20 protein-coding genes are annotated in these 21,558 nt (G+C 71.5%); 4 read left to right on the top strand and 16 right to left on the bottom strand.

Going from position 1 to position 21,558, the window contains the following annotated elements; genetic code table 11:
- Positions 1–31: 31 nt before the first annotated feature.
- The 11 genes from BX283_RS10615 to BX283_RS10670 form a co-directional block, all read right to left on the bottom strand.
- Positions 32–934 carry a Pro-rich N-terminal domain-containing protein gene (locus BX283_RS10615; RefSeq protein WP_101387377.1) on the bottom strand — a complete coding sequence of 301 codons (903 nt, stop codon included), beginning with the start codon at positions 932–934 and terminating at the stop codon, positions 32–34.
- Between the two features lie 128 nt (positions 935–1,062).
- Positions 1,063–1,503, bottom strand: coding sequence for a type II 3-dehydroquinate dehydratase (aroQ, locus tag BX283_RS10620; protein WP_067155771.1), 441 nt, complete (start codon positions 1,501–1,503; stop codon positions 1,063–1,065).
- Positions 1,500–2,594, bottom strand: coding sequence for a 3-dehydroquinate synthase (gene aroB, locus BX283_RS10625; protein ID WP_101387378.1), 1,095 nt, complete (start codon positions 2,592–2,594; stop codon positions 1,500–1,502). Before aroB ends, aroQ begins: the two co-directional genes overlap by 4 nt.
- On the bottom strand, positions 2,591–3,109 hold the full coding sequence (locus BX283_RS10630; RefSeq protein WP_101387379.1) for a shikimate kinase: 519 nt from the start codon (positions 3,107–3,109) through the stop codon (positions 2,591–2,593). The genes aroB and BX283_RS10630 overlap by 4 nt, the downstream gene beginning before the upstream one ends.
- Complete coding sequence (gene aroC, locus BX283_RS10635; RefSeq protein ID WP_101387380.1) at positions 3,106–4,290, bottom strand: chorismate synthase; 1,185 nt, start codon at positions 4,288–4,290, stop codon at positions 3,106–3,108. Before aroC ends, BX283_RS10630 begins: the two co-directional genes overlap by 4 nt.
- A 153-nt stretch (positions 4,291–4,443) precedes the next feature.
- Entirely contained in the window at positions 4,444–5,280 is an 837-nt protein-coding gene (locus BX283_RS10640) for a shikimate dehydrogenase (RefSeq protein WP_101392270.1), read from the bottom strand.
- A 5-nt stretch (positions 5,281–5,285) separates the two neighbouring features.
- On the bottom strand, positions 5,286–7,013 hold the full coding sequence (gene mltG, locus BX283_RS10645) for an endolytic transglycosylase MltG (protein ID WP_101387381.1): 1,728 nt from the start codon (positions 7,011–7,013) through the stop codon (positions 5,286–5,288).
- Between the two features lie 101 nt (positions 7,014–7,114).
- On the bottom strand, positions 7,115–7,579 hold the full coding sequence (gene ruvX, locus BX283_RS10655; protein ID WP_101387382.1) for a Holliday junction resolvase RuvX: 465 nt from the start codon (positions 7,577–7,579) through the stop codon (positions 7,115–7,117).
- Positions 7,579–10,248 carry an alanine--tRNA ligase gene (gene alaS, locus BX283_RS10660; RefSeq protein ID WP_101387383.1) on the bottom strand — a complete coding sequence of 890 codons (2,670 nt, stop codon included), beginning with the start codon at positions 10,246–10,248 and terminating at the stop codon, positions 7,579–7,581. The genes ruvX and alaS overlap by 1 nt, the downstream gene beginning before the upstream one ends.
- Positions 10,248–10,589 carry a DUF6167 family protein gene (locus tag BX283_RS10665; protein ID WP_101387384.1) on the bottom strand — a complete coding sequence of 114 codons (342 nt, stop codon included), beginning with the start codon at positions 10,587–10,589 and terminating at the stop codon, positions 10,248–10,250. The genes alaS and BX283_RS10665 overlap by 1 nt, the downstream gene beginning before the upstream one ends.
- Before the next feature lie 7 nt (positions 10,590–10,596).
- Positions 10,597–11,019 carry a DUF948 domain-containing protein gene (locus BX283_RS10670; RefSeq protein WP_257582492.1) on the bottom strand — a complete coding sequence of 141 codons (423 nt, stop codon included), beginning with the start codon at positions 11,017–11,019 and terminating at the stop codon, positions 10,597–10,599.
- Positions 11,020–11,180: 161 nt separating this feature from the next.
- Between BX283_RS10670 and BX283_RS10675 the strand changes: the two genes are divergently transcribed.
- Positions 11,181–13,340: an AAA family ATPase gene (locus BX283_RS10675; protein WP_257582494.1), complete on the top strand. Its 2,160-nt coding sequence runs from the start codon at positions 11,181–11,183 to the stop codon at positions 13,338–13,340.
- Between the two features lie 14 nt (positions 13,341–13,354).
- Here the strand turns inward: BX283_RS10675 and rpsD are convergent, their stop codons facing one another.
- The gene (gene rpsD / locus BX283_RS10680; protein WP_101392271.1) at positions 13,355–13,969 is read right to left on the bottom strand and encodes a 30S ribosomal protein S4; all 615 of its coding nucleotides are present in this window, start codon (positions 13,967–13,969) and stop codon (positions 13,355–13,357) included.
- 243 nt (positions 13,970–14,212) lie between these two features.
- Here rpsD and BX283_RS10685 point away from each other — a divergent pair, with 243 nt between their 5' ends.
- A complete protein-coding gene (locus BX283_RS10685; protein WP_101387386.1) occupies positions 14,213–14,920 on the top strand; it encodes a DUF2470 domain-containing protein in 708 nt (235 codons plus the stop codon).
- Between the two features lie 55 nt (positions 14,921–14,975).
- Here the strand turns inward: BX283_RS10685 and BX283_RS10690 are convergent, their stop codons facing one another.
- The 4 genes from BX283_RS10690 to BX283_RS10705 form a co-directional block, all read right to left on the bottom strand.
- Complete coding sequence (locus BX283_RS10690) at positions 14,976–16,328, bottom strand: replication-associated recombination protein A (protein WP_101387387.1); 1,353 nt, start codon at positions 16,326–16,328, stop codon at positions 14,976–14,978.
- A gap of 66 nt (positions 16,329–16,394) precedes the next feature.
- Positions 16,395–17,027 (bottom strand): vitamin K epoxide reductase family protein, encoded by a 633-nt coding sequence (locus tag BX283_RS10695; protein WP_101387388.1) that lies wholly within the window; start codon positions 17,025–17,027, stop codon positions 16,395–16,397.
- Between the two features lie 192 nt (positions 17,028–17,219).
- Positions 17,220–18,482: a histidine--tRNA ligase gene (hisS, locus tag BX283_RS10700; RefSeq protein WP_101387389.1), complete on the bottom strand. Its 1,263-nt coding sequence runs from the start codon at positions 18,480–18,482 to the stop codon at positions 17,220–17,222.
- 14 nt (positions 18,483–18,496) lie between these two features.
- The gene (locus tag BX283_RS10705) at positions 18,497–19,207 is read right to left on the bottom strand and encodes an MBL fold metallo-hydrolase (RefSeq protein WP_101387390.1); all 711 of its coding nucleotides are present in this window, start codon (positions 19,205–19,207) and stop codon (positions 18,497–18,499) included.
- A 148-nt stretch (positions 19,208–19,355) separates the two neighbouring features.
- On the opposite strand from BX283_RS10705, the gene BX283_RS10710 reads away from it, so the two are divergent.
- Entirely contained in the window at positions 19,356–20,144 is a 789-nt protein-coding gene (locus BX283_RS10710) for a peptidylprolyl isomerase (protein ID WP_101387391.1), read from the top strand.
- Positions 20,145–20,319: 175 nt separating this feature from the next.
- Positions 20,320–21,549 carry a DUF349 domain-containing protein gene (locus tag BX283_RS10715; protein ID WP_101387392.1) on the top strand — a complete coding sequence of 410 codons (1,230 nt, stop codon included), beginning with the start codon at positions 20,320–20,322 and terminating at the stop codon, positions 21,547–21,549.
- Positions 21,550–21,558 lie beyond the last annotated feature (9 nt).

Below are 21,558 nucleotides of genomic sequence, written 5' to 3' on the forward strand. Positions count from 1 at the left end.
CGACCGGGGGCCGGTCCGCGCGGCCGGGTCCCTACCAGCTCGGCGGGCTGGCGATCGCCCTCGCCAGGACGTCGTCCAGGAGGCGGGCCGTCGTGGGGACGTCGTACTGGGAGTTGTCGATGATGGGGAGGCCCGAGCCGTACCAGCCCGCCATGCGGCCGTGGATGCCCGCGACCTCCTCGTCGGAGAGGCGGCGGTTGCCGGACCGTTCGGCGTTGCGCTCCAGGACGATGTCCAGGCCCGGGAGCAGGACGACAGGCAGCAGGCCCGGGCCCACGTGGCGCTTCCAGCCGCCGAGGCCCACCACCGGGCGGTCCGGGAAGACGGCGTCGTCGAGGATGCAGGAGATGCCGTTGGCCAGGAAGTTGCGCGCGGCGAAGCCGCAGGTGCGGCGGGCCAGGCGGTACTGCGCCTCGGAGTGGTCGTTCCAGCCCGACTGGGGGTCGGCGAAGCCCGCGCAGACCCATTCGCGCACGTCGTCCAGGCTGATGTGGGCGGTGGGGACGCGGCGGTGCTGGGCCCAGTAGCGGGCGACCGTGGTCTTGCCCGCGCCCGCCGGGCCTATGAGCAGCACCGCGAGCGTGGTGACCCCGGTGCCCTCCGGGGCCTGCGGCAGCGGCACGGGGCCGCCCGGGGGCAGCTGGACGTGCCCCGTGGTGTCCCGGGAGGGCGGCGCGTGCCAGCCCGGGGCCGTCGGCGGCGCGGGCGGCGGGCCGGGGACGGGGGGCGGCTGGGCGCCGTGGGCGAGGGGCTGGTGGGCACCCGGCGCCACAGGAGCCTGGGCCGCGGGCTGGTGGGCGCCCGGCGCCACGGGACCGGCCTGGGCCACGGGGCGGGCCACGGGCTGGTGGGGGGCGACGAAGGCCCAGTCGGGCCCCGCTCCGTGCCCCGGCGCGTGGGGCGGCGGAAGCGGCGCTCCCGCTTCGTGCTGCATCCGGTGCCACTCCGTCTCGTACAAGGCAACTGGCGCTGTTCCGACGCCCGTCGGAGGCGTCCGGTCCAGAACCGTACCTTCCCCGGCCGTCCCAGTGTGAACGGCCGGGGTACGGCGAAGGTGCCCGGTCAGCCGCCGATCTCGTCGGCGAGCGCGCGCAGCGCCAGGCGGTACGAGCCGATGCCGAAGCCCGCGACGGTGCCGCTCGCCACGGCCGCCACCACGGAGGTGTGGCGGAACTCCTCGCGGGTGTACGGGTTCGAGATGTGCACCTCGATGAGCGGGGCGGTGCGCTGGGCGGCCGCGTCCCGCATTCCGTACGAATAGTGGGTGAACGCGCCCGGGTTGAGAACGACCGGAATCTTTCCGTCGGCCGCCTCGTGCAGCCAGCGGATCATGTCGCCCTCGTCGTTGGTCTCGCGGACCTCCACATCGAAGCCGAGCTCCTTGCCGAGGCTCTCGCAGACCTCGACGAGCCCGGCGTACGTCGTCGCCCCGTAGACGTCCGGCTCGCGCGAGCCCAGGCGGCCCAGGTTGGGGCCGTTGAGCACCAGGACGCGACGGCTCACGAGGACACCTCGCCGTACGCCGCGAGCAGCACCGCCGGGTCCGGGCCCTCCAGGACCGTCGGCTTGGCGAGCCCGTCCAGGACGATGAAGCGCAGCAGGTTGCCCCGCGACTTCTTGTCCAGCTTCATGTTCTCGACCAGCTTGGGCCACTGGTCGGCGCGGTAGGTCAGCGGCAGCCCCACCGACTCCAGGATGGAGCGGTGCCGGTCGGCCGTGGCGTCGTCCAGGCGCCCGGCGAGGCGGCCCAGCTCGGCCGCGAAGACCATGCCGACGGAGACGGCGGCGCCGTGGCGCCACTTGTAGCGCTCGTTCTTCTCGATGGCGTGCGCGAGGGTGTGCCCGTAGTTCAGGATCTCGCGCAGGCCCGACTCCTTGAGGTCGCTGGAGACGACCTCCGCCTTCACCCGGATCGCCCGCTCGATCAGCTCGGCCGTGTGCGGGCCCTGGGGGGTGCGGGCACCCGCCGGGTCGGCCTCGATCAGGTCGAGGATGACCGGGTCGGAGATGAAGCCGGCCTTGATGACCTCGGCCATGCCGGAGACGAAGTCGTGGACCGGCAGCGAGTCCAGCGCCGCGAGGTCGCACAGGACGCCCACGGGCGGGTGGAACGCGCCCACCAGGTTCTTGCCCTCGGCGGTGTTGATGCCGGTCTTGCCGCCGACGGCCGCGTCGACCATGCCGAGCACGGTGGTCGGGACCGAGATCCAGCGCACCCCGCGCAGCCAGGTCGCCGCGACGAAGCCCGCGAGGTCGGTGGTGGCGCCACCACCCACGCCGACGACCACGTCGGTACGGGTGAAGCCGGACTGGCCGAGCGCCTTCCAGCAGTAGGCGGCGACCTCGTAGGTCTTCGCCTCCTCGGCGTTGGGCACCTGGATGGCGATGGCCTCGTAGCCCTGCGCGGCCAGGTCCTCGCGGATGGCGTCGCCGGTGCCGGCCAGCGCCTCCGGGTGGATGACGGCGACCTTGCGGGCCTTGGGGCCGATCAGGCCGGGCAGTTCGGCGAGGAGGTTGCGGCCGACGAGCACTTCGTACGGGTCCGTTCCGGCGGTGCCGCCGACGTGGATCCGGGTGGGTGCCTGCTCGCTCATGCGGATTTCAGCTCCAGTGCGTCGAGGACCGCCTGGGCGACCTCTTCGGGGGTACGGCCGTCGGTCTCGACGACGACCCGGGCTACTTCGGTGTACAGATGGCGCCGGGCTTCCATCAGTTCGCGCCACTGGCGGCGCGGGTTGACGGCGAGGAGCGGGCGGGCGGCGTTGAGACCGACCCGCTTCACCGCCTCCTCGACGTCCATCGACAGATAGACGACCGGCAGGCCGGACAGCAGCGCGCGCGTGGACGCGTCGAGGATGGCGCCGCCGCCCAGGGCGAGCACACCGCTGTGTTCGGCGACCGCGGCGCGCACCGCCTCCCGCTCCAGCTCGCGGAAGTGCGGCTCTCCCTCGTCGACGAAGATGTCGGCGATCTCCCGGCCCTGGGCGGCCACGATGTCGGCGTCGGTGTCCCGGTAGGGCGCGCCGAGCCGCTCGGCCAGCAGCGCGCCCACGGTGGACTTCCCGGAGCCCATCGGGCCGATCAGGACGACCAGCGGACCGGTGGTCACCGGATCTGCAGGTTGTCGAGGTAGGACTGGACGTTGCGGCGGGTCTCGGGGACCGAGTCGCCGCCGAACTTCTCCGCGACCGCGTCCGCGAGGACCAGCGCGACCATGGCCTCGGCCACGATCCCGGCGGCGGGCACGGCGCACACGTCCGAGCGCTGGTGGTGGGCCTTGGCGGCCTCGCCCGTGACCACGTCGATGGTGGCGAGGGCGCGCGGCACGGTCGCGATCGGCTTCATCGCGGCGCGGACGCGCAGCAGCTCACCGGTGGTCAGACCGCCCTCGGTGCCGCCGGCGCGGCCGGAGGTGCGCTTGACCCCGTCGGCGGTCCTGACGATCTCGTCGTGCGCCTTGGAGCCCGGCACCCGGGCCAGGTCGAAGCCGTCGCCGACCTCGACGCCCTTGATCGCCTGGATACCCATCAGGGCGGCGGCGAGCCGGGCGTCAAGGCGCCGGTCCCAGTGGACGTGCGAGCCCAGGCCGACGGGCACGCCGTACGCCAGGACCTCGACCACGCCACCGAGCGTGTCGCCGTCCTTGTGGGCCTGGTCGATCTCCGCGACCATCGCCTTCGACGCGTCCGCGTCCAGGCAGCGCACCGGGTCGGCGTCGAGCTTCTCGACGTCGGCCGGGGTCGGGTACACGCCGTACGGCGCCTTGGCCGAGGCCAGCTCGACCACGTGGGAGACGACCTCGATGCCCGCCGTCTCCTTCAGGTACGACCGGGCCACCGCGCCCAGCGCCACACGGGCGGCCGTCTCGCGGGCGCTGGCGCGCTCCAGGATCGGCCGGGCCTCGTCGAAACCGTACTTCTGCATGCCCGCGAGGTCGGCGTGGCCGGGGCGCGGGCGCGTCAGCGGCGCGTTGCGGGCCAGGTCGGCCAGGATCTCGGGGTCCACGGGGTCGGCCGACATGACCTGTTCCCACTTGGGCCACTCGGTGTTGCCGACCATGACCGCGATGGGCGAGCCCATCGACAGGCCGTGCCGGACGCCGCCGAGGAAGGTCACCTCGTCGCGCTCGAACTTCATCCGGGCGCCGCGTCCATAGCCGAGGCGCCGCCGGGCCAGGTGGTCCGCCACCATCTCCGTGGTGATCGGCACGCCGGCGGGAAGGCCCTCCAGCGTCGCCACCAGTGCGGGTCCGTGGGACTCCCCCGCGGTCAGCCAGCGCAACCTGCTCAACGGTGCTCCTCGTTGCTCGCGCGTCCTGGTGCTTCTTCGGCGCGGCCGGGGTGCGCGGCCCTGGCCCGCCACCCTCTGATCCTCCCACGTCCCCGGTCGTACCTGGTCACCGGTCCAGCAGGCGGACGGTGATTTCGTCAGGTGCGGCACGCCTCAGCGGGACGCCAGGGCCTTCTCGCCCGCCTCGCGCATGGCCGCCAGCGGTGCCTTCTCGGCGCCCGTCATCTGTTCCACCTGGAGCACCGCCTGGTGTACGAGGAGGTCCAGGCCGCCCACCACCGCTCCGCCGCGCGCGGACCAGGCCGCCGCCAGCGCCGTCGGCCAGGGGTCGTACAGGACGTCGAAGAGCGTGCCGGGGCGGTCGGGGACGGCCGTCGCGAGCGTGTCGGTGGTGCCCGCCGGGGTGGTGGCGATGACCAGCGGTGCCTCGAAGGCCTCCGCCGCGTCCGCCCAGTCGGCGGTGCGCAGGGCGACCCCGAGCCGCTCGCCCCAGCCCCGCATCTCCTCGGCCCGGGCGGCGCTGCGCACATACGCGGTGACCTCCCCCGTACAGATACGGGCGAGGGCGGCCAGCGCGGAGGAGGCGGTGGCGCCCGCGCCGAGCACGGCGGCCGACGGCACGCGCTCCACACCGCGCTCGCGCAGCGCGGCGATCATGCCGGGGATGTCGGTGTTGTCGCCGTAGCGGCGCCCGTCGCCGGTGAGGACGACCGTGTTGACCGCCTCCACCGAGGCGGCGGTGTCGCTGATGCCGTCGAGCAGCGGGATGATCGCCCGCTTCAGCGGCATCGTGAGCGAGAGCCCCGCCCACGACCGGTCGAGCGCGTCGACGAAGCCGGGCAGCGCGTCCTCGTCCACCTCGAAGCGGTCGTACGACCAGTGGGTGAGGCCGAGTTCCCGGTAGGCGGCGCGGTGCAGCACCGGGGAGAGCGAGTGCGCGATGGGCGATCCCAGTACGGCCGCCCGTCGCGCACCGCTCTCCTGGCTCACGGAGCTCACTGGCCGGATTTCTCCTTCTCGTACTTCTTGCGGTTCTGCTCGTGCTCTTCGTTGGTGACCGCGAACAGGGTCTCGTTCTCGGTGACGGAGACGAAGTAGTACCACGGGCCCGGCGTCGGGTTGAGCGCCGAGTGCAGCGCGGACTCACCGGGGTTGCCGATCGGACCGGGCGGCAGACCGTGGATGTAGTACGTGTTGTACGGGTGCTTGAAGTGGCGCAGGTCCTTGACCGCGCCGGTGTCCAGGGTCGACTCGCTCTTGGCGTAGTTGACCGTGGAGTCGAAGTCGAGCAGGCCGTAGGTCTCGGTGTTGTTCGGCTTGAGGCGGTTGAGGACGACCCGCGCGACCTTGTCGAAGTCGTGCTTGTACTTGCCCTCCGCCTGGACGAGGCTCGCGACCGTGATGACCTGGAGGGGCGACTTCAGGCCGAGCTTGGCGGCCATGGCCTTCAGGTCGACCTTGCCGTACTCCTGGTTGGCGCGGGAGACCATCTTGCGGAGCACGTCCTCGGGCTTGGCGCCCTTGGCGACCGGGTAGCTGGCCGGGTAGAGGAACCCTTCCAGCGGGTCGGCGATCTCCTTGTTGTCGTTCGCCCAGTCGGGCAGACCGAGGTTCTTCGCCTGGGCCTTGGCGACGTCCTTGGTGGTGCCCGGCTTGAGTTCGAGGCGCTTGTCGATCTGCTCGTAGACCCAGGCGTTGCGCTTGCCCTCGGGAATGATGAAGTTGCTGCGGCTGGCCGGGTTGAGCATGGCCGCGACCGCGTTCGCCGCCGACATCCCCTTGTTGAGCGTGTAGACGCCCGCCTGGAGGGTCTTGCCCTTGGGGTTGTCGTTCTGCGCGGAGACGAACGCGCCCTGGCTCTTGACCACTCCGGCCTTGGCCAGGATGCTGCCGATCTCATAGCCGCCGGCGCCCTGCGGGATCTCCACCTGGACCGGGGTGGTGCCGGTGCCGACGTAGTCGGGAGCCGCGCCGAACTTCTTCTGCCAGAACTGGTAGCCGAAGTAGCCGGCGCCGCCCACGCCGAGCGAGAAGACCACGACGAGCACCAGGCAGGCGCGTCCGCTCTTGCCCTTCTTCTTCCCCTTGCCGCCCCGGCGGTCGCGGCCACCGCCGCCGCGCCGGGAGCCGCGCGGCTCGTCCTCGTCGGAGCCGGGCTCGTCGCCGCCCTTGCCGTCGCTGAAGAAGGGGTGGTTCTCCTCCTCCGGCTCCTGCTCCTCCTCGGGCGTCCACTCCGGCGCCTGCTCGGGCACCGCGCGCCGCTGGCCCGGGGGCTGCGGCGGCGGATACGCCTCGGGCGTGCCGTAGTAGTCCTGGGTCTCGGTGCCGTAGCCCGGGTAGCCCTCGGCGCTCTGCTGGGCCGCGTAGGGCATGGCGGCCTGCTGGCCTGTGGTGTCCCAGCCCGCGGTGTACTGGGCCTGCTGCTGTACGTACTGCTCCTGCGGGTAACCCTGCTGGGGCTGCTCACCGTAGTGCTGCTGCCCGTACGGGTCGTGCGCCTGCTGCGCGTACTGCTGCTGGTGCTGGGGCTGCTGCTGAGGATGCTGCTGGTGCTGCTGGACCTGCGGGTTCTGCTGCTGGGCGTACTGCTGCTGCGCCTGCTGCTCGCCGTACTGAGCCTGACCGGGCGCGACCTGCTGCTGCGCTCCCCACCCCTGGTCCCCGTAGAGGGGATCCTCGGGATGCCACGGTTCGGAGCCTGCGCCCCGGCCATACTCAGTCATCGGTCCCCTAGAGCCGCGAGGCATCCGGACGGTCCGCCTCTTTTGCTGTGCGGCAGCTGTTCGAATGTCGCCGCATCGCGCGGAACGTTACCGTATCGCGATCAGATAACCACTTCGACGCCCTCGCCGGGCGGGCGTCCTGACACCCGTTCGGCCTCAAGCGCGTTCTGCAGGATGACCACCGCGGCGGCCTGGTCGATGAACGACCTGCCCTTCTTCGCCTTCACCCCGGAAGCGCGCAGTCCCTGGGTGGCTGTGACCGTTGTCATCCGCTCGTCGACCAGCCGGACCGGGATCGGGGCGATCCCCTTCGCCAGTTCCCCGGCGAACTTGCGGACCTTGACGGCCGCCGGGCCCTCGCCCCCGCTGAGGGAGCGAGGCAGCCCCACGACCACCTCGATGGGCTCGTACTCCTCGACGATCTGGCGCAACCGCCGGTGGGCGGCCGGGACGTCACGTCCCGGCACGGTCTCCACCGGCGTGGCGAGGACCCCGTCGGGGTCGCACGAGGCGACCCCGATCCGGGCGTCCCCGACGTCGATCGCGAGACGGCGTCCGCGTCGCATCAGACGGTCTCGCCGACCTGGCGCTCGACGGCGTCGATGGCGTCGCCGATCGCGTCCGGGTTCTGGCCGCCGCCCTGGGCGACGTCCGGCTTGCCGCCACCGCCGCCGCCGAGGGTCTTGGCGGCGGTACGGACCAGCTCACCGGCCTTGAGACCGCGCTCGCGGGCGGCCTCGTTGGTGGCGATGACGGTGACCGGGCGGCCGTTGGCCGTGGTGAAGAGCGCCACCACGACCGGACGGTCGGAGGAGATGCGGCCGCGCACGTCGAGCACGAGCTTGCGCAGGTCGTCGGCGGAGGTGCCGTCCGGCACCTGGCCGGTGACCAGGGCGACACCCCGGACGTCCTTGGCGCCCTCGGCCAGCCCGGCGGCGGCCTGGAGCACCTTCTCGGCGCGGAACTTCTCGATCTCCTTCTCGGCGTCCTTCAGCTTGCCGAGCATGGTGGAGATCTTCTCCGGCAGCTCCTCGGGACGGCCCTTGACCAGCTCCTGGAGCTGGGCGACGACCGTGTGCTCGCGGGCGAGGAAGTTGTACGCGTCCACGCCGACCAGGGCCTCGATGCGGCGCACGCCGGAGCCGATGGACGACTCGCCGAGCAGCTTCACCAGGCCCAGCTGGGCGGTGTTGTGGACGTGCGTACCGCCGCAGAGCTCCTTGGAGAAGTCGCCGATGGTGACCACGCGGACGCGCTCGCCGTACTTCTCGCCGAACTCGGCGATGGCGCCCTGCTTCTTGGCCTCGTCGATCGACATGACCTCGGCCTGGACGTCGAGCTCCCGCGAGAGGACCTCGTTGATCTTCTGCTCGACGTCGGTGAGGACCGTGCCGGGAACGGCGGCGGGCGAGCCGAAGTCGAAGCGGAAGCGGCCCGGCGAGTTCTCCGAACCGGCCTGGGCGGCCGTCGGGCCGAGCGCGTCGCGCAGCGCCTGGTGGGTCAGGTGCGTGGCGCTGTGGGCGCGGGCGATGGCGCGGCGGCGCTTGATGTCGATGCTGGCGTAGGCCGAGGCGCCGACCGTGACCTCGCCGACCTGGACGACGCCCTTGTGGACGTGGACGCCGGGGACCGGCTTCTGCACGTCGCGGACCTCGATGACGGCGCCGCTGTCGAGCCTGATGCGGCCCTGGTCGGCGAGCTGGCCGCCGCCCTCGGCGTAGAACGGGCTGCGGTCGAGGACGACCTCGACCTCGTCGCCCTCGGAGGCGGCGGGCGAGGGCACGCCGTCGACGAGGAGGCCGACGACCGTCGACTCGTTCTCGGTGAGCGTGTAGCCGGTGAAGTCGGTCTCGCCGGAGTTGTCGGCCACCTCGCGGTAGGCGGACAGGTCGGCGTGGCCGGTCTTCTTGGCCTTGGCGTCGGCCTTGGCCCGCTCGCGCTGCTCCTTCATCAGACGGCGGAAGCCGTCCTCGTCCACGGAGAGGCCCTGCTCGGCGGCCATCTCCAGGGTGAGGTCGATCGGGAAGCCCCAGGTGTCGTGGAGCAGGAAGGCCTTCTCGCCGGCCAGGACCGTGCCGCCGGAGGCCTTGGTCTCGGTGACGGCGGTGTCCAGGATGTTGGTGCCGCCCTTGAGGGCCTTGAGGAAGGCGGCCTCTTCGGCGAGCGCGACCGTCTCGATGCGCTTGCGGTCGGTGATCAGCTCCGGGTACTGCAGGCCCATCGTGTCGATCACGACGTCGATGAGGTCCTGGACGACCGGGCCGGTGGCGCCCATCAGCCGCATGTTGCGGATGGCGCGGCGCATGATGCGGCGCAGCACATAGCCGCGGCCCTCGTTGCCGGGGGTCACGCCGTCGCCGATGAGCATCACGGACGTACGGATGTGGTCGGCCACCACACGCATGGAGACGTCGGTGTCGTGCTTGTCGCCGTAGCGCACACCGGTCAGCTCGGTGGCCTTGTCCATGACGACGCGCAGGGTGTCGGTCTCGTACATGTTCTGCACGCCCTGCAGGATCATGGCGAGGCGTTCGAGACCGAGACCGGTGTCGATGTTCTTCGACGGCAGGTCGCCGAGGATCGGGAAGTCCTCCTTGCCCTCGCCGGCGCCCCGCTCGTACTGCATGAAGACGAGGTTCCAGATCTCCACGTACCGCTCGTCGTTGACGGCCGGGCCGCCCTCGACGCCGAACTCGGGGCCGCGGTCATAGTTGATCTCGGAGCAGGGGCCGCAGGGGCCGGGGACGCCCATGGACCAGAAGTTGTCCTTCTTGCCCAGACGCTGGATGCGCTCGGCGGGGACGCCGATCTTCTCGCGCCAGATCTGCTCGGCCTCGTCGTCGTCGAGGTAGACCGTGATCCAGAGCTTCTCGGGCTCAAGGCCGAAGCCGCCGTCCGCCACGGAGCTGGTCAGCAGCTCCCAGGCGTACTTGATGGCGCCTTCCTTGAAGTAGTCGCCGAACGAGAAGTTGCCGCACATCTGGAAGAACGTGCCGTGCCGGGTGGTCTTGCCGACCTCTTCGATGTCCGGCGTACGCACGCACTTCTGCACGCTGGTGGCGCGCGGGGCGGGCGGCTTGGTCTCGCCCAGGAAGTACGGCTTGAACGGCACCATGCCCGCGTTGACCAGGAGCAGAGTCGGGTCGTCCGCGATGAGCGACGCCGAAGGGACGACGGTGTGACCGCGCTCCTCGAAGAAGCTCAGCCAGCGGCGGCGGATTTCAGCCGACTCCATCAGTGGTCCTCATTCCGGTTGTACGAGATCTTCTTGTAGGAGATCTTCGGGTTCTGCTGGTTGGGTTGGTCGATGGCCGCGAGGCGGCGCTGCGCCGGGAGTTCCCGCACGTTGGAGGCGTTCAGCCCCAGCGCGTCGTTGAGTTCGGACTCGCGCTGGACCATTCCTGCCTTCACGTCGAGCGCGAAGTCCTTGAGCTTGTGGCCCGCCTCGATCGCCTTGTCGGCGGTGCGCGCGGCCAGCGACTCCGGGGTGAGCTGCTTCAGCTTCCGGTTGACCTTGGTGGTGGCCCACACACCGGCTGCGGCGCCCGCGGTGAACCAGAACGTACGGCGGAACATCGCAGCGTCAGCCCTTTCGCTTGCTCCGCCGCGCGGACGGCAGAGTCCGCCCGACGATCACCGTACGAGGCGGCTCGGCGGGCCCGGTTTTCCGTCCGATGGCCCGGCGCACCCCGTACCCGAAGGCCGCGACCTTCACCAGCGGGCCGCCGAAGGTCGAGGCGACCGTGGTGGAGAGCGCCGACGCGTTGGAGGTGACCTCCTGGACGTCCGAGGCGATCGCGTCGACCCGCTCCAGCTGGGTCTGCGCCGAGCGCACCGCCGTCGAGGCGTCCGCCAGGAGCGGGACGGCCTGTTCGGTCACGTCCGCCACCAGCTTGGTCGTCGCCTTCAGCGTCTGGGCCAGCCTCACGAGGACTACGGCGAGGAAGGACACCAGGATCGCCCAGAAGACGGCCACCAGGATCCCGGCCACCTCTCCACCGGACACTTCGCACCGCTCCCTGCGCATCGACCGTCGGACAAGAAAAAGTTGTCTCCCGACCCTATCGCGCCGAGGGTCTTGCCCCCTACCGCATTAGGGCCCCGCGCGAGCGGAGTCGCGCACGCCGGTTGTACGTACTGCGCACGCGTGAGTACTCTGCGTGTTCCATGCGCTCCCATCTGCCGTCGGAGCTGAACGGCTTCGTCGGGCGAGAACGTGAACTGGCCGCGCTGCACGGGCTGCTGGCCGAGGCGCGGCTGACCACCGTGGTCGGGGTCGGCGGCGTCGGGAAGACCCGGCTGGCCCTGCGCGCCGCGTCGGCCGCGGCGGTGCAGGAACGCTTCCGCGATGGGGTGTGGCCCGTGGACCTCTCCACGGTCACCGACCCGGAACTGCTCGACCACGCGGTCCTGGAGGCGCTCGGCCTCACCGACCACACCAGCCGCCCGCCCCGCCGCATCCTCCTGGAGCACCTCGCCGACCGCACCCCGCTGCTGGTCCTGGACGGCTTCGAACAGCTCGTGGACGCCTGCGCGGAGCTGGTGTGCGACCTGCTGCGGCGCTGCCCGGGGCTGCGGGTGCTCGCCGCGGGACGGCTGCCGCTGCGCCTGGCCGGGGAGCGGCTGCTCGCGCTGGCGCCGATGGACGACGAGGACGCGGTGGCGCTCTTCGCCGACCGCGCCGCCGCCGGACGCGGCGGCTTCGCGCTCACCGACGACCTGGCGGCGGCCGTCCTGGAGCTGTGCCGCAGGCTCGACGGGATCCCGCTCGCCCTGGAGCTGGCGGCCGGGCGGCTCGGCGCGCTCTCGCTGGAGCAGGTGCTGCGCCGCCTCGACGACCGGTTCCGGCTGCTGACCGGCGGCGGGCGCGGGGTGCTCGCGCGCCACCAGACCCTGCGGACGACGATCGGCTGGAGCCACGAGCTGTGCACCCCGGCCCAGCGGCTGCTGTGGGCTCGCCTCTCGGTGTTCGCCGGGCAGTTCGACCTGGAGGCGGTCGAGTACATCTGCGTCGGCCCGGACCTGCCGCCCGAGTCCGTCCTGGACGTGGTGCAGGAGCTGCTGGACCACTCGCTCGTGGTGCGCGAGGACGGCCCGGCGGGCGTGCGCTACCGGATGCTCGACACCGTACGGGAGTACGGCGCGGACTGGCTGGCGGCGGCCGGTGACGCGCAGCGGCTGCGCCGGCGCCACCGCGACTGGTACCTGGGGCTCGCCACCTGGTGCGAGCTGGACTGGTTCAGCCCGCGCCAGGCCGAGGTGGCGGTGCGGGTGGAGGCCGAACTGCCCAATCTGCGCGCCGCGTTGGACTACTCGCTCGACTCCGAGCAGGACACGCATCTGGCCCAGTACCTGGCCGGGACGCTCTGGTTCTGCTGGGTCGGCTGCGGGCGGCTCGCCGAGGGACGGCACTGGCTGTCCCTGGTCCTGGAGGCCGGGGGCGGCGACCACGACGGCGCCCGGCTCAAGGCGCTGTGGGTGCTCGGCTACGTCTCGGTGCTGCGGGGCGAGACCGCGGCGGCGATCGCGGCCCTGCACGAGTGCCGCGAGGAGGCCGAGCGCACCGGCGACGCGGTGGCGCGGGCGTACGCGGTGCACCGGACGGGCTGTCTGGCGCTGGTCTCGGACGACATGCCGAGGGCCGAGGAACTGCTGCGCACGGCCCTCGCCCAGTACGAGGAGATCGGCGAGCTCAACAGCAATGTGCTGATGGCGCGCATCGAGCTGGCGATGGCGGTGGCCTTCGGCGGCCACCTCGAAGAGGCCGTCGTGATGTGCGAGCAGGTGGTGGAGGTCTGCGCGGACCACGGCGAGCGCTGGGCCCGGGCGTACGCGCTGTACGTCCTCGGGTACGCGGCCTGGCACGCCAAGGACCTGGGCCGGGCGCGGACACTGCTCGCCGAGTGCCTGGTGATCGACCACGCCTTCCACGACCTGCTGGGCACCGTGCTGGCGCTGGAACTGCTGGCGCTGGTCGTGGTGGACGGCGGCGATCCGGCGGAGGCGGCGGTGCTGCAGGGGGCGGCCGAGGGGATCTGGCCGTCGGTGGGGCTGCCGCTGTTCGGGTCGGTGTCCTTCAACGCGGCGCATGTGCTGTGCGAGCAGCGGGCCCGGGAGCGGCTGGGCGACCCGGCGTACCAGTCGTTCCGGGCCGTGGGCCGCGGGCTCGGCCCGGACGCGGCGGTGGCCCGGGCGCTGGCGGGACCGGACGACGCGGCCCCCGAGGCGCCCGGGGCCCGTGGCGTACCGGCCCAGGAAACGCGAGGGCCCGCCGCCTCCCGCTCCGTGCGGAGCGAGGGGACGGCGGGCCGGAGCGCGGAGCGCTGACTACTGCGCCTGGATCAGCGGGCGTAGTACTCGACGACGAGCTGCTCGTCGCAGATGACCGGGATTTCCTTGCGGTTCGGGTCACGGTCCAGGCGGAAGGCCAGGGCCTTCAGGTTCACCTGGAGGTAGCGCGGGGTCTCGCCCTCGCCGGCGTAGCCACCCTCGCGGGCAACCTGGAAGGGGTGCTTCTCGCGGCTGCGCTCGCGGACGGTGATGACGTCGTCCGGACGGACACGGAACGACGGCTTGTCGACCTTGCCACCGTTGACCTCGATGTGGCCGTGGACGACCATCTGGCGGGCCTGGTAGATGGTGCGGGCGATGCCCGAACGCAGGACCAGGGCGTCGAGGCGGCGCTCGAGCTCGACGACCAGCGCCTCGCCCGTCTTGCCCTCGGCCTTCTTGGCGCGGTCGTAGGCACGCGCCATCTGACGCTCAGAGATGTCGTACTGGGCGCGCAGACGCTGCTTCTCGAGCAGACGGACCTTGTAGTCCGAGTTCTGCTTGCGGCCACGGCCGTGCTCGCCCGGCGGGTACGGACGGGCCTCGAAGTACTTGACGGCCTTCGGCGTCAGCGCGATACCGAGCGCACGGGACTTCTTGACCTTGGGACGCGACTGGTTAGGCACGTTCTCCAAACCTCCATGGTTGGGTTAGGTTAGGCTCACCTTACTCAAGGAGATCGTATGTCTCGTCCGGGGAACACCAGTCACATCACGGACAGCACGAAGAAGGCCGACCCTCAAGAAGGGGCCGGCTCCACCAGCCCTCAGAATGGGGCCGGTACCGGTGCGCAGCATGCCACCGGTCACGTGACGGAGGTCCGATCAGATCGTGGTCAGCCGCGTCCCAGCGGACTTGAAATCGCGCGGATGCCGTCAGCAGCCGAGCGCACACGAACTCTCGTACATAGTACCTGCTCCTCGGCGCTGCTCATCACCGGCCTCGAGGGCGCCCGCCCGGAGCAGCTGGAGCCACGGCTGCGGAACGTGGGCCCCGAGGGCGATCTGTTCCTGCTCTTCCCCGCCGACTCGCCCGTCGTACGGGCCGCGACCCACGCCCAGGACGACGAGCTGTCGGCCGTCCTGGAGATCACCGATGTGGCGCCGGTCTCCGTCCCGCACCGTATCCGCGGCCGCGCCTGGATCACCGGCTGGCTCACCCGCGTCCCCGGCCTGGCCCCGCCCGGCAGCATGACGCTGCGCCTGGAGGTCAACGAGGCGTACGTGGACGACCTGTGGGGCGCCTGCGCGGTGGAGCCCGAGGCGTTCGCGGCCGCCCTGCCCGATCCGCTGGCCCGGGACGAGACGGAGCTGCTCCAGCATCTGCACGCCCACCACGGGGAGCAGGTGCGGTCGCTGTGCGGGCTGGTCGACCGCGAAGGGCGCGAGGGACACGACGGGAACCGGCGGATCAAGTCGGTCACGCCGCTCGCCCTCGACCGGTTCGGGCTGCGGGTCCGCTTCCAGGACACCGACGGGCGCTGCTTCGACGCGCGCTTCGAGTTCCCCGAGCCGGTGACCGGCCTGGGCCCGCTGCGCCGGGCTATGCGCCGGCTCTTCGAGGCGGCGACGGACTGAGGGGCAGAGACAAGGACACGGTGGTACGAGGCCGAGCGGCCGGGGGCGAGGGAGACTACTCGCCCCGGCCCAGCCGCTCGCGGACCTTCTCCACCACGTCCGCGTACCGCGCCTCCGCGCCGTAGCGCGTCGGCTCGTAGTAGCGCTTGTCGGCCACCGCGTCCGGTGCGTACTGCTGCGCCGCGATCGCGCCCGGCACATCGTGCGGATACACATAGCCCTGGGCGTGGCCGAGCTTGGCCGCGCCCTTGTAGTGGCCGTCGCGCAGATGCGGCGGGACGGGCCCGGCCAGGCCCTTCCGTACGTCCTCCATCGCGGCGAAGATCGCGTTCGTCGCCGCGTTCGACTTGGGGGCGAGCGCCAGGGCGATGGTGGCGTGGCTGAGTGTGAGGGCCGCCTCGGGGAAGCCGATCATGGCGACGGCCTGGGCGGCGGCGACGGCCGTCGGCAGCGCCGTCGGGTCCGCGAGGCCGATGTCCTCGCTCGCGGAGATCATCAGGCGGCGCGCGATGAACCGCGGGTCCTCACCCGCCTCGATCATCCGGGCCAGATAGTGCAGCGCCGCGTCCACGTCCGAGCCGCGGATCGACTTGATCAGGGCGCTCGCCACGTCGTAGTGCTGGTCGCCGTCCTTGTCGTACTTCACCGCCGCCCGGTCGACCGTCTCCTCGACCGTCTGGAGCGTGACCTCCCGCTCCTCCTTGGCCAGGGCCGAGCCCGCCGCCGCCTCCAGGGCGGTCAGGGCGCGCCGGGCGTCGCCGCCCGCGATCCGCAGCAGATGCGCCTCGGCGTCCTCGGCCAGCGCCACCGCACCGCCGAGCCCGCGCTCCTCCGCGACCGCCCGGCGCAGCAGCGCGCGCAGGTCGTCGTCGGTGAGCGGCTCCAGGGTCAGCAGCAGGGAGCGGGAGAGCAGCGGGGAGATCACCGAGAAGTACGGGTTCTCGGTCGTCGCCGCGATCAGCGTCACCCAGCGGTTCTCCACCGCCGGGAGCAGCGAGTCCTGCTGGGCCTTGGAGAAGCGGTGGATCTCGTCGAGGAAGAGGACGGTCTCCTTGCCGAAGCCGCCGATGGCCCGGCGGGCCCCGTCGATCACGGCCCGCACTTCCTTGACGCCCGCGGTGATCGCGGAGAGCTCGACGAACCGCTTGTTGGTCGCCTTCGACACCACGTAGGCGAGGGTCGTCTTGCCGGTGCCGGGCGGGCCCCACAGGATCACGGAGGAGGGTCCGGCGGGGCCGCCGCTCCCCTCCCCCACCAGGCGCCGCAGGGGCGAGCCGGGCTTCAGCAGGTGCTGCTGCCCGACCACTTCGTCGAGGGTGCGCGGGCGCATCCGGACGGCCAGAGGGCTGCCCGCCGGGTCTTTCTCCTGGCGGTCCTCTGCGGCTGCGGTGAACAGGTCGGGCTCCACGTCCAGAACCCTATGCCACCCCACTGACAACGCCGTCAGAGCGGGCGAACCCCCAGGTCAGGCAGGTCAGCTGGTCCAGAAGTCCCACCAGCGCGTCAGGATCAGCATCCCGATGATCCCGACGTGCACCACGGGCAGGACCCAGGTGAACTCCGACAGGAACGACTTCAGCCAGCCCGGCGCCGGCAGCAGGCCGCGGCGGATGTTGTGCGAGGTCAGGTACCAGAACATGAAGATCGTGGCGACCCAGGCCAGGCTGCACCACAGGCACAGCGCGTTGATCCGGTACAGCGACTGGAACTGGAGCCAGGTGCAGAACCCGACGCCGAAGAGCGTGCCCGCGTTGAAGGTCAGCCAGTACCAGCGCCGGAAGCGCGCGCCCGCCAGCAGGCTCATGCCGACCGCGATCACGATCCCGTACGCCACCAGACCCAGCATCGGGTTCGGGAAGCCGAACGCCGAGGCCTGGTCGCTCTTCATGATGTTGCCGCAGGAGACCACCGGGTTGAGGCTGCAGCCCGGCGTGAAGTTCGGGTCCTCCAGCAGCTTGAACTTGTCGATGGTGATGACCCAGGCCGCGAGCAGTCCGGCGGCCCCCGTGATCACCAGGAGCCACGCGAACGCGCGGCTGCCGCCGACGGTGCCCTTGGTGCTCACCTGCTCCTGGCCGGAGGAGACGTCGTCAACTGTTGTGGTCATATCGCCGTTCCGTCATTCCGTGGCTGCTGGGCAGGGCCATTGTGCCGCAATCGGTGGCCCGGCCACCGTTCGCTGGGGATAAGGACGGCGGCGGCCACCGTGCCAAGTCCGGCCCGCGGGGACCGGACTTGGCACTTCGGCCTCGGCGTCATCCATCAGGACGACGCCGTACGCACCGAGTTGACCCGGCCGTCAGGCCAGGCGGGCGCGCACGGCCTCGACGACCTCCGCGACGGGGACCGCCACCTGGTCGCCGGACTCCATGTCCTTGAGCTGGACCACGCCCTCGGCCAGGTCCCGCTCGCCCGCGACGATGGTGAGGCGGGCGCCGGAGCGGTTGGCGTTCTTCATGGCGCCCTTGAGGCCCTTGCCGCCGTAGCTGAAGTCCGTCGCGACCCCGCCCCGGCGCAGCTCGGTGACCACGCGGAACAGCACGCGGCGGGCCTCCTCGCCCAGCGGCACCGCGAACACGCTGGTCGCGGAGGGGATGTCGAGGGCGACGCCCTCGGCCTCCAGCGCCAGCACCGTACGGTCGACGCCCAGCGCCCAGCCCACCGACGGCAGCGCGGGGCCGCCGATCATCTCGGAGAGGCCGTCGTAGCGGCCGCCGCCGCCGACCGCGGACTGCGAGCCCAGGCCGTCGTGGACGAACTCGAAGGTGGTGCGGGTGTAGTAGTCGAGGCCGCGCACCAGCTTCGGGTCGTCCTCGTACGCGACGCCCTCCGCGGTCAGCAGCTCGCGCACCTCCTCGTGGTACGCCTTGCAGGCGTCGCACAGGTAGTCGCGCAGCAGCGGCGCGCCCACCAGCTGCTTCTGGACCGCGTCCCGCTTGTCGTCGAGGACGCGCAGCGGGTTGATCTCGGCGCGGCGCAGGGTGTCCTCGTCGAGGTCGAGGCCGCGCAGGAAGTCCTGGAGGGCGGCCCGGTAGACCGGACGGCACTCCTGGTCGCCCAGCGAGTTCAGCAGGATGCGGAAGTTCCGCAGGCCGAGCGAGCGGTAGGCGTCGTTCGCCAGGATGATCAGCTCGGCGTCGAGCGCCGGGTCCTCCGCGCCAATCGCCTCGGCGCCGACCTGCGAGAAGTGCCTGTAGCGGCCCTTCTGGGGGCGCTCGTAGCGGTAGTACGAGCCCGAGTACCAGAGCTTGACGGGCAGGTTGCCGGCCTTGTGGAGATTGGCCTCCAGGGCCGCGCGCAGCACGGACGCGGTGCCCTCGGGGCGCAGCGCCAGCCTGTCGCCGCCCTTCGTCTCGAAGGCGTACATCTCCTTGGTCACGATGTCGGTGGACTCGCCGACACCGCGCGCGAAGAGCTCGACGTTCTCGAAGCCCGGGGTCTCCACGTAGCCGTAGCCGGAGTTGCGCAGCGGGGCCGCGATCGCCTCGCGGACGGCGAGGTAGGTGGCGCTGTTCGGCGGCAGCAGGTCGTAGGTGCCCTTGGGGGCCTGGAAGGTACTCATGGGGAAGCTTCTCGTCACATTCCTCGTCGGGGAGAGGCGATGCCCTCTCCCAGGCCGGCGGCCACCTGCCGCAGATACGGGTTGGTGGCGCGCTCCTGGCCGATGGTGGTCTGGGAGCCGTGGCCGGACAGCACCACGGTCGAGTCGTCGAGCGGCAGGCACACGCGGCCCAGCGACTCAAGGAGCTCGGCGTGGCTGCCGCCGGGCAGGTCGGTGCGTCCGACGGAGCCGGCGAAGAGCAGGTCGCCCGAGAACAGGATCGGAGGGATGTCCTCCGCCTCGGGCAGCCCGAACGTCACCGACCCCTTGGTATGGCCGGGCGCGTGCGACACGGTGAGCTCCATGCCGGCCAGCTCCAGCGTGGCACCGTCCGTCAGCTCCTTGACGTCGTCCGGTTCGCCGATGGTCAGCTCGCCCATGATCTGCGCGCCGAAGGAGCGGCCGAGCGCCTTCTCCGGGTCGCTCATCATGTACCGGTCCGAGGGGTGGATCCAGGCGGGCACGTCGTGGGCCCCGCAGACCGGGACGACCGAGGCGCAGTGGTCGATGTGGCCGTGGGTGAGGACGACGGCGACGGGCTTGAGCCGATGCTTCCTGAGCGCGTCCTCGACTCCCTGGGCGGCCTGGTGGCCCGGGTCGATGATCACGCACTCCTCGCCTGCGGCGGGGGCGACCAGATAGCAGTTGGTGCCCCAGGCCCCGGCGGGGAACCCGGCAATGAGCACGATCGTCCTCAATTTCTCGTACGACGGGTGATTGCGGCTGTTCAGAGCCTACCGGCGCTGCTCCTGTCACAGCGAACCCATATACGGTACGGGCACAGTCCGCGCGTACACGCGTCCTACCCGACTACACCGCACAAGGAGACCACCGGTGGTCAGCAGCGATCAGCGCCGGCGCCAGCTCGCCCGGGAGAAGTTCGAGCGTCAGCAGCGCCGCCGCGAGGAGGCCCGGCGCAAGTCCAAGCTCCGCAACACCGTCATCGCGGCCGTCCTCGCGGTGGTCGTCGTGGGGGGCGGGGCGGCCTACGCCACGGGAGCCTTCGACGGCGACGACAAGAAGAAGTCGGACTCGGCGGCGCCGAGCGAGACCCCGACGCCCCAGGCGAGCAAGGACTCCGGGCCGGAGCCGAAGATGGCGATCGACCAGAAGGCCTCGTACACGATGTCGCTGAAGACCAGCGCCGGGGACATCGCGTTCAAGATGGCGGCGGCGAAGACCCCGCACACGGTCAACTCGTTCAAGTCCCTCGCCGACAAGGGCTACTTCACCAACACGAAGTGTCACCGACTGACCACGCAGGGCATCTTCGTGCTCCAGTGCGGCGACCCCAAGGGCGACGGCACCGGCGGCCCCGGCTACACGATCCCCGACGAGAACCTGACGGGTCTGGGCAAGGCGGGCGCGGACGGCACCGTGACGTACCCGGCGGGCACCGTCGCCATGGCCAACACCAGCCAGCCGCACACCGGCGGCAGCCAGTTCTTCCTGGTCTACAAGGACAGCAAACTGCCGCCCAGCTACACGCCGTTCGGCACGATGGACGCCGCGACGCTCAAGGTGGTGCAGGACGTGGCGAAGGCGGGCGTGGCCGGCGGTGCCGGGGACGGCGCGCCGAAGACGGCCGTCACCATCACCAAGGCCGCCGTCAACAAGGACTGACCCGCGGAATTCGGCCGTGCTGAGTGCGGACAGCCGGGCGGCCGGTCGCCTAGATTGGCGTTGTGCAGCGCGGTGGAAAACGCGCTGTGGAGGGCGGGCGAGGCCCGTCCCGGAAACTGTGGACGATGCCACGAGGGCCGAACCCCTCGCGCAGGCATCATGTGGAGGAGGCGCTGTGAGCAGCGACCCGTGGGGCCGCGTCGACGAGACGGGCACCGTGTATGTGCGTACAGCCGAGGGCGAAGTGGTCGTCGGATCGTGGCAGGCGGGGACTCCCGAGGAGGCCCTGGCCTACTTCGAGCGCAAATACGAGGGCCTGGTTGTCGAGATCGGCCTCCTCGAACGACGGGTGAAGACCACCGACCTGTCGGCGAAGGACGCCCAGACCGCGATCGACCATCTGCGCACCCAGGTGGACGAGCACCACGCGGTGGGCGACCTCGAAGCGCTGCGCAAGCGGCTCGACAAGCTCGTCGAGACCGTCGAGTCGCGGCGCGAGGAGCGCAAGGTCCAGAAGGCCAAGCAGACCGACGAGGCCAAGCACGCCAAGGAGGCGCTGGTCGCCGAGGCCGAGGAGCTGGCGCAGAGCGAGCAGTGGCGCTCGGCCGGCGAGCGGCTGCGGGCTCTCGTGGACACCTGGAAGGGCCTGCCGCGGCTCGACCGGAAGTCCGACGACGAGCTGTGGCACCGCTTCTCGCACGCGCGCTCGGCGTTCTCCAAGCGCCGCAAGGCGCACTTCGCGTCGCTCGACGCGCAGCGCGAGGAGGCCCGCAAGGCCAAGGAGAAGCTGGTCGCCGAGGCTGAGGCGCTGTCCTCGTCCACGGACTGGGGCACCACGGCCGCCCGCTACCGCGAGCTGATGGCGGACTGGAAGGCGGCGGGCCGCGCCCAGCGCGAGGCCGAGGACGAGCTGTGGAACCGCTTCCGCGGCGCCCAGGACGTCTTCTTCGCCGCGCGCGGCGAGGTCTTCGCGGAGCGTGACGCCGAGCAGACCGAGAACCTGAAGCTCAAGGAGGAGCTGGCCGTCGAGGCCGAGAAGCTCGTCCCGGTGACCGATCTGAAGGCGGCCCGCGCCACCTTCCGCGGCATCAACGAGCGCTGGGAGGCCATCGGCCATGTGCCGCGCGACGCCCGCCCGAAGGTCGAGGGCCGGATGCACGCCGTGGAGCGGGCCCTGCAGGAGGCCGAGGAGTCGGAGTGGCGCCGCACCAACCCGGAGGCACGCGCGCGTGCCGCGGGTCTGACGGGCCAGCTTCAGGCCGCCGTCGACAAGCTGCGCGGCCAGATCGACGCGGCCCGCGCGGCGGGCAACAACGCCAAGGCCGACAAGCTGGCCAAGGAGCTGGAGGGCCGCCAGGCCCTGCTCGACCAGGCCCTGAAGGGCCTGGAGGAGTTCGGCGGCTGACCCACCGCC

It is taken from the genome of Streptomyces sp. TLI_146 (assembly GCF_002846415.1).
In the GTDB taxonomy this organism is placed as follows: Bacteria; Actinomycetota; Actinomycetes; order Streptomycetales; family Streptomycetaceae; genus Streptomyces.

Bases quoted from the DNA above. Each gene is read 5' to 3' on its own strand.
- BX283_RS10615 (WP_101387377.1), bottom strand. From the start codon at position 934: ATGCAGCACGAAGCGGGAGCGCCGCTTCCGCCGCCCCACGCGCCGGGG.
- aroB (WP_101387378.1), bottom strand. From the start codon at position 2,594: ATGAGCGAGCAGGCACCCACCCGGATCCACGTCGGCGGCACCGCCGGA.
- mltG (WP_101387381.1), bottom strand. From the start codon at position 7,013: ATGACTGAGTATGGCCGGGGCGCAGGCTCCGAACCGTGGCATCCCGAG.
- ruvX (WP_101387382.1), bottom strand. From the start codon at position 7,579: ATGCGACGCGGACGCCGTCTCGCGATCGACGTCGGGGACGCCCGGATC.
- alaS (WP_101387383.1), bottom strand. From the start codon at position 10,248: ATGGAGTCGGCTGAAATCCGCCGCCGCTGGCTGAGCTTCTTCGAGGAG.
- BX283_RS10665 (WP_101387384.1), bottom strand. From the start codon at position 10,589: ATGTTCCGCCGTACGTTCTGGTTCACCGCGGGCGCCGCAGCCGGTGTG.
- BX283_RS10675 (WP_257582494.1), top strand. From the start codon at position 11,181: ATGCGCTCCCATCTGCCGTCGGAGCTGAACGGCTTCGTCGGGCGAGAA.
- BX283_RS10685 (WP_101387386.1), top strand. From the start codon at position 14,213: ATGCCGTCAGCAGCCGAGCGCACACGAACTCTCGTACATAGTACCTGC.
- BX283_RS10695 (WP_101387388.1), bottom strand. From the start codon at position 17,027: ATGACCACAACAGTTGACGACGTCTCCTCCGGCCAGGAGCAGGTGAGC.
- hisS (WP_101387389.1), bottom strand. From the start codon at position 18,482: ATGAGTACCTTCCAGGCCCCCAAGGGCACCTACGACCTGCTGCCGCCG.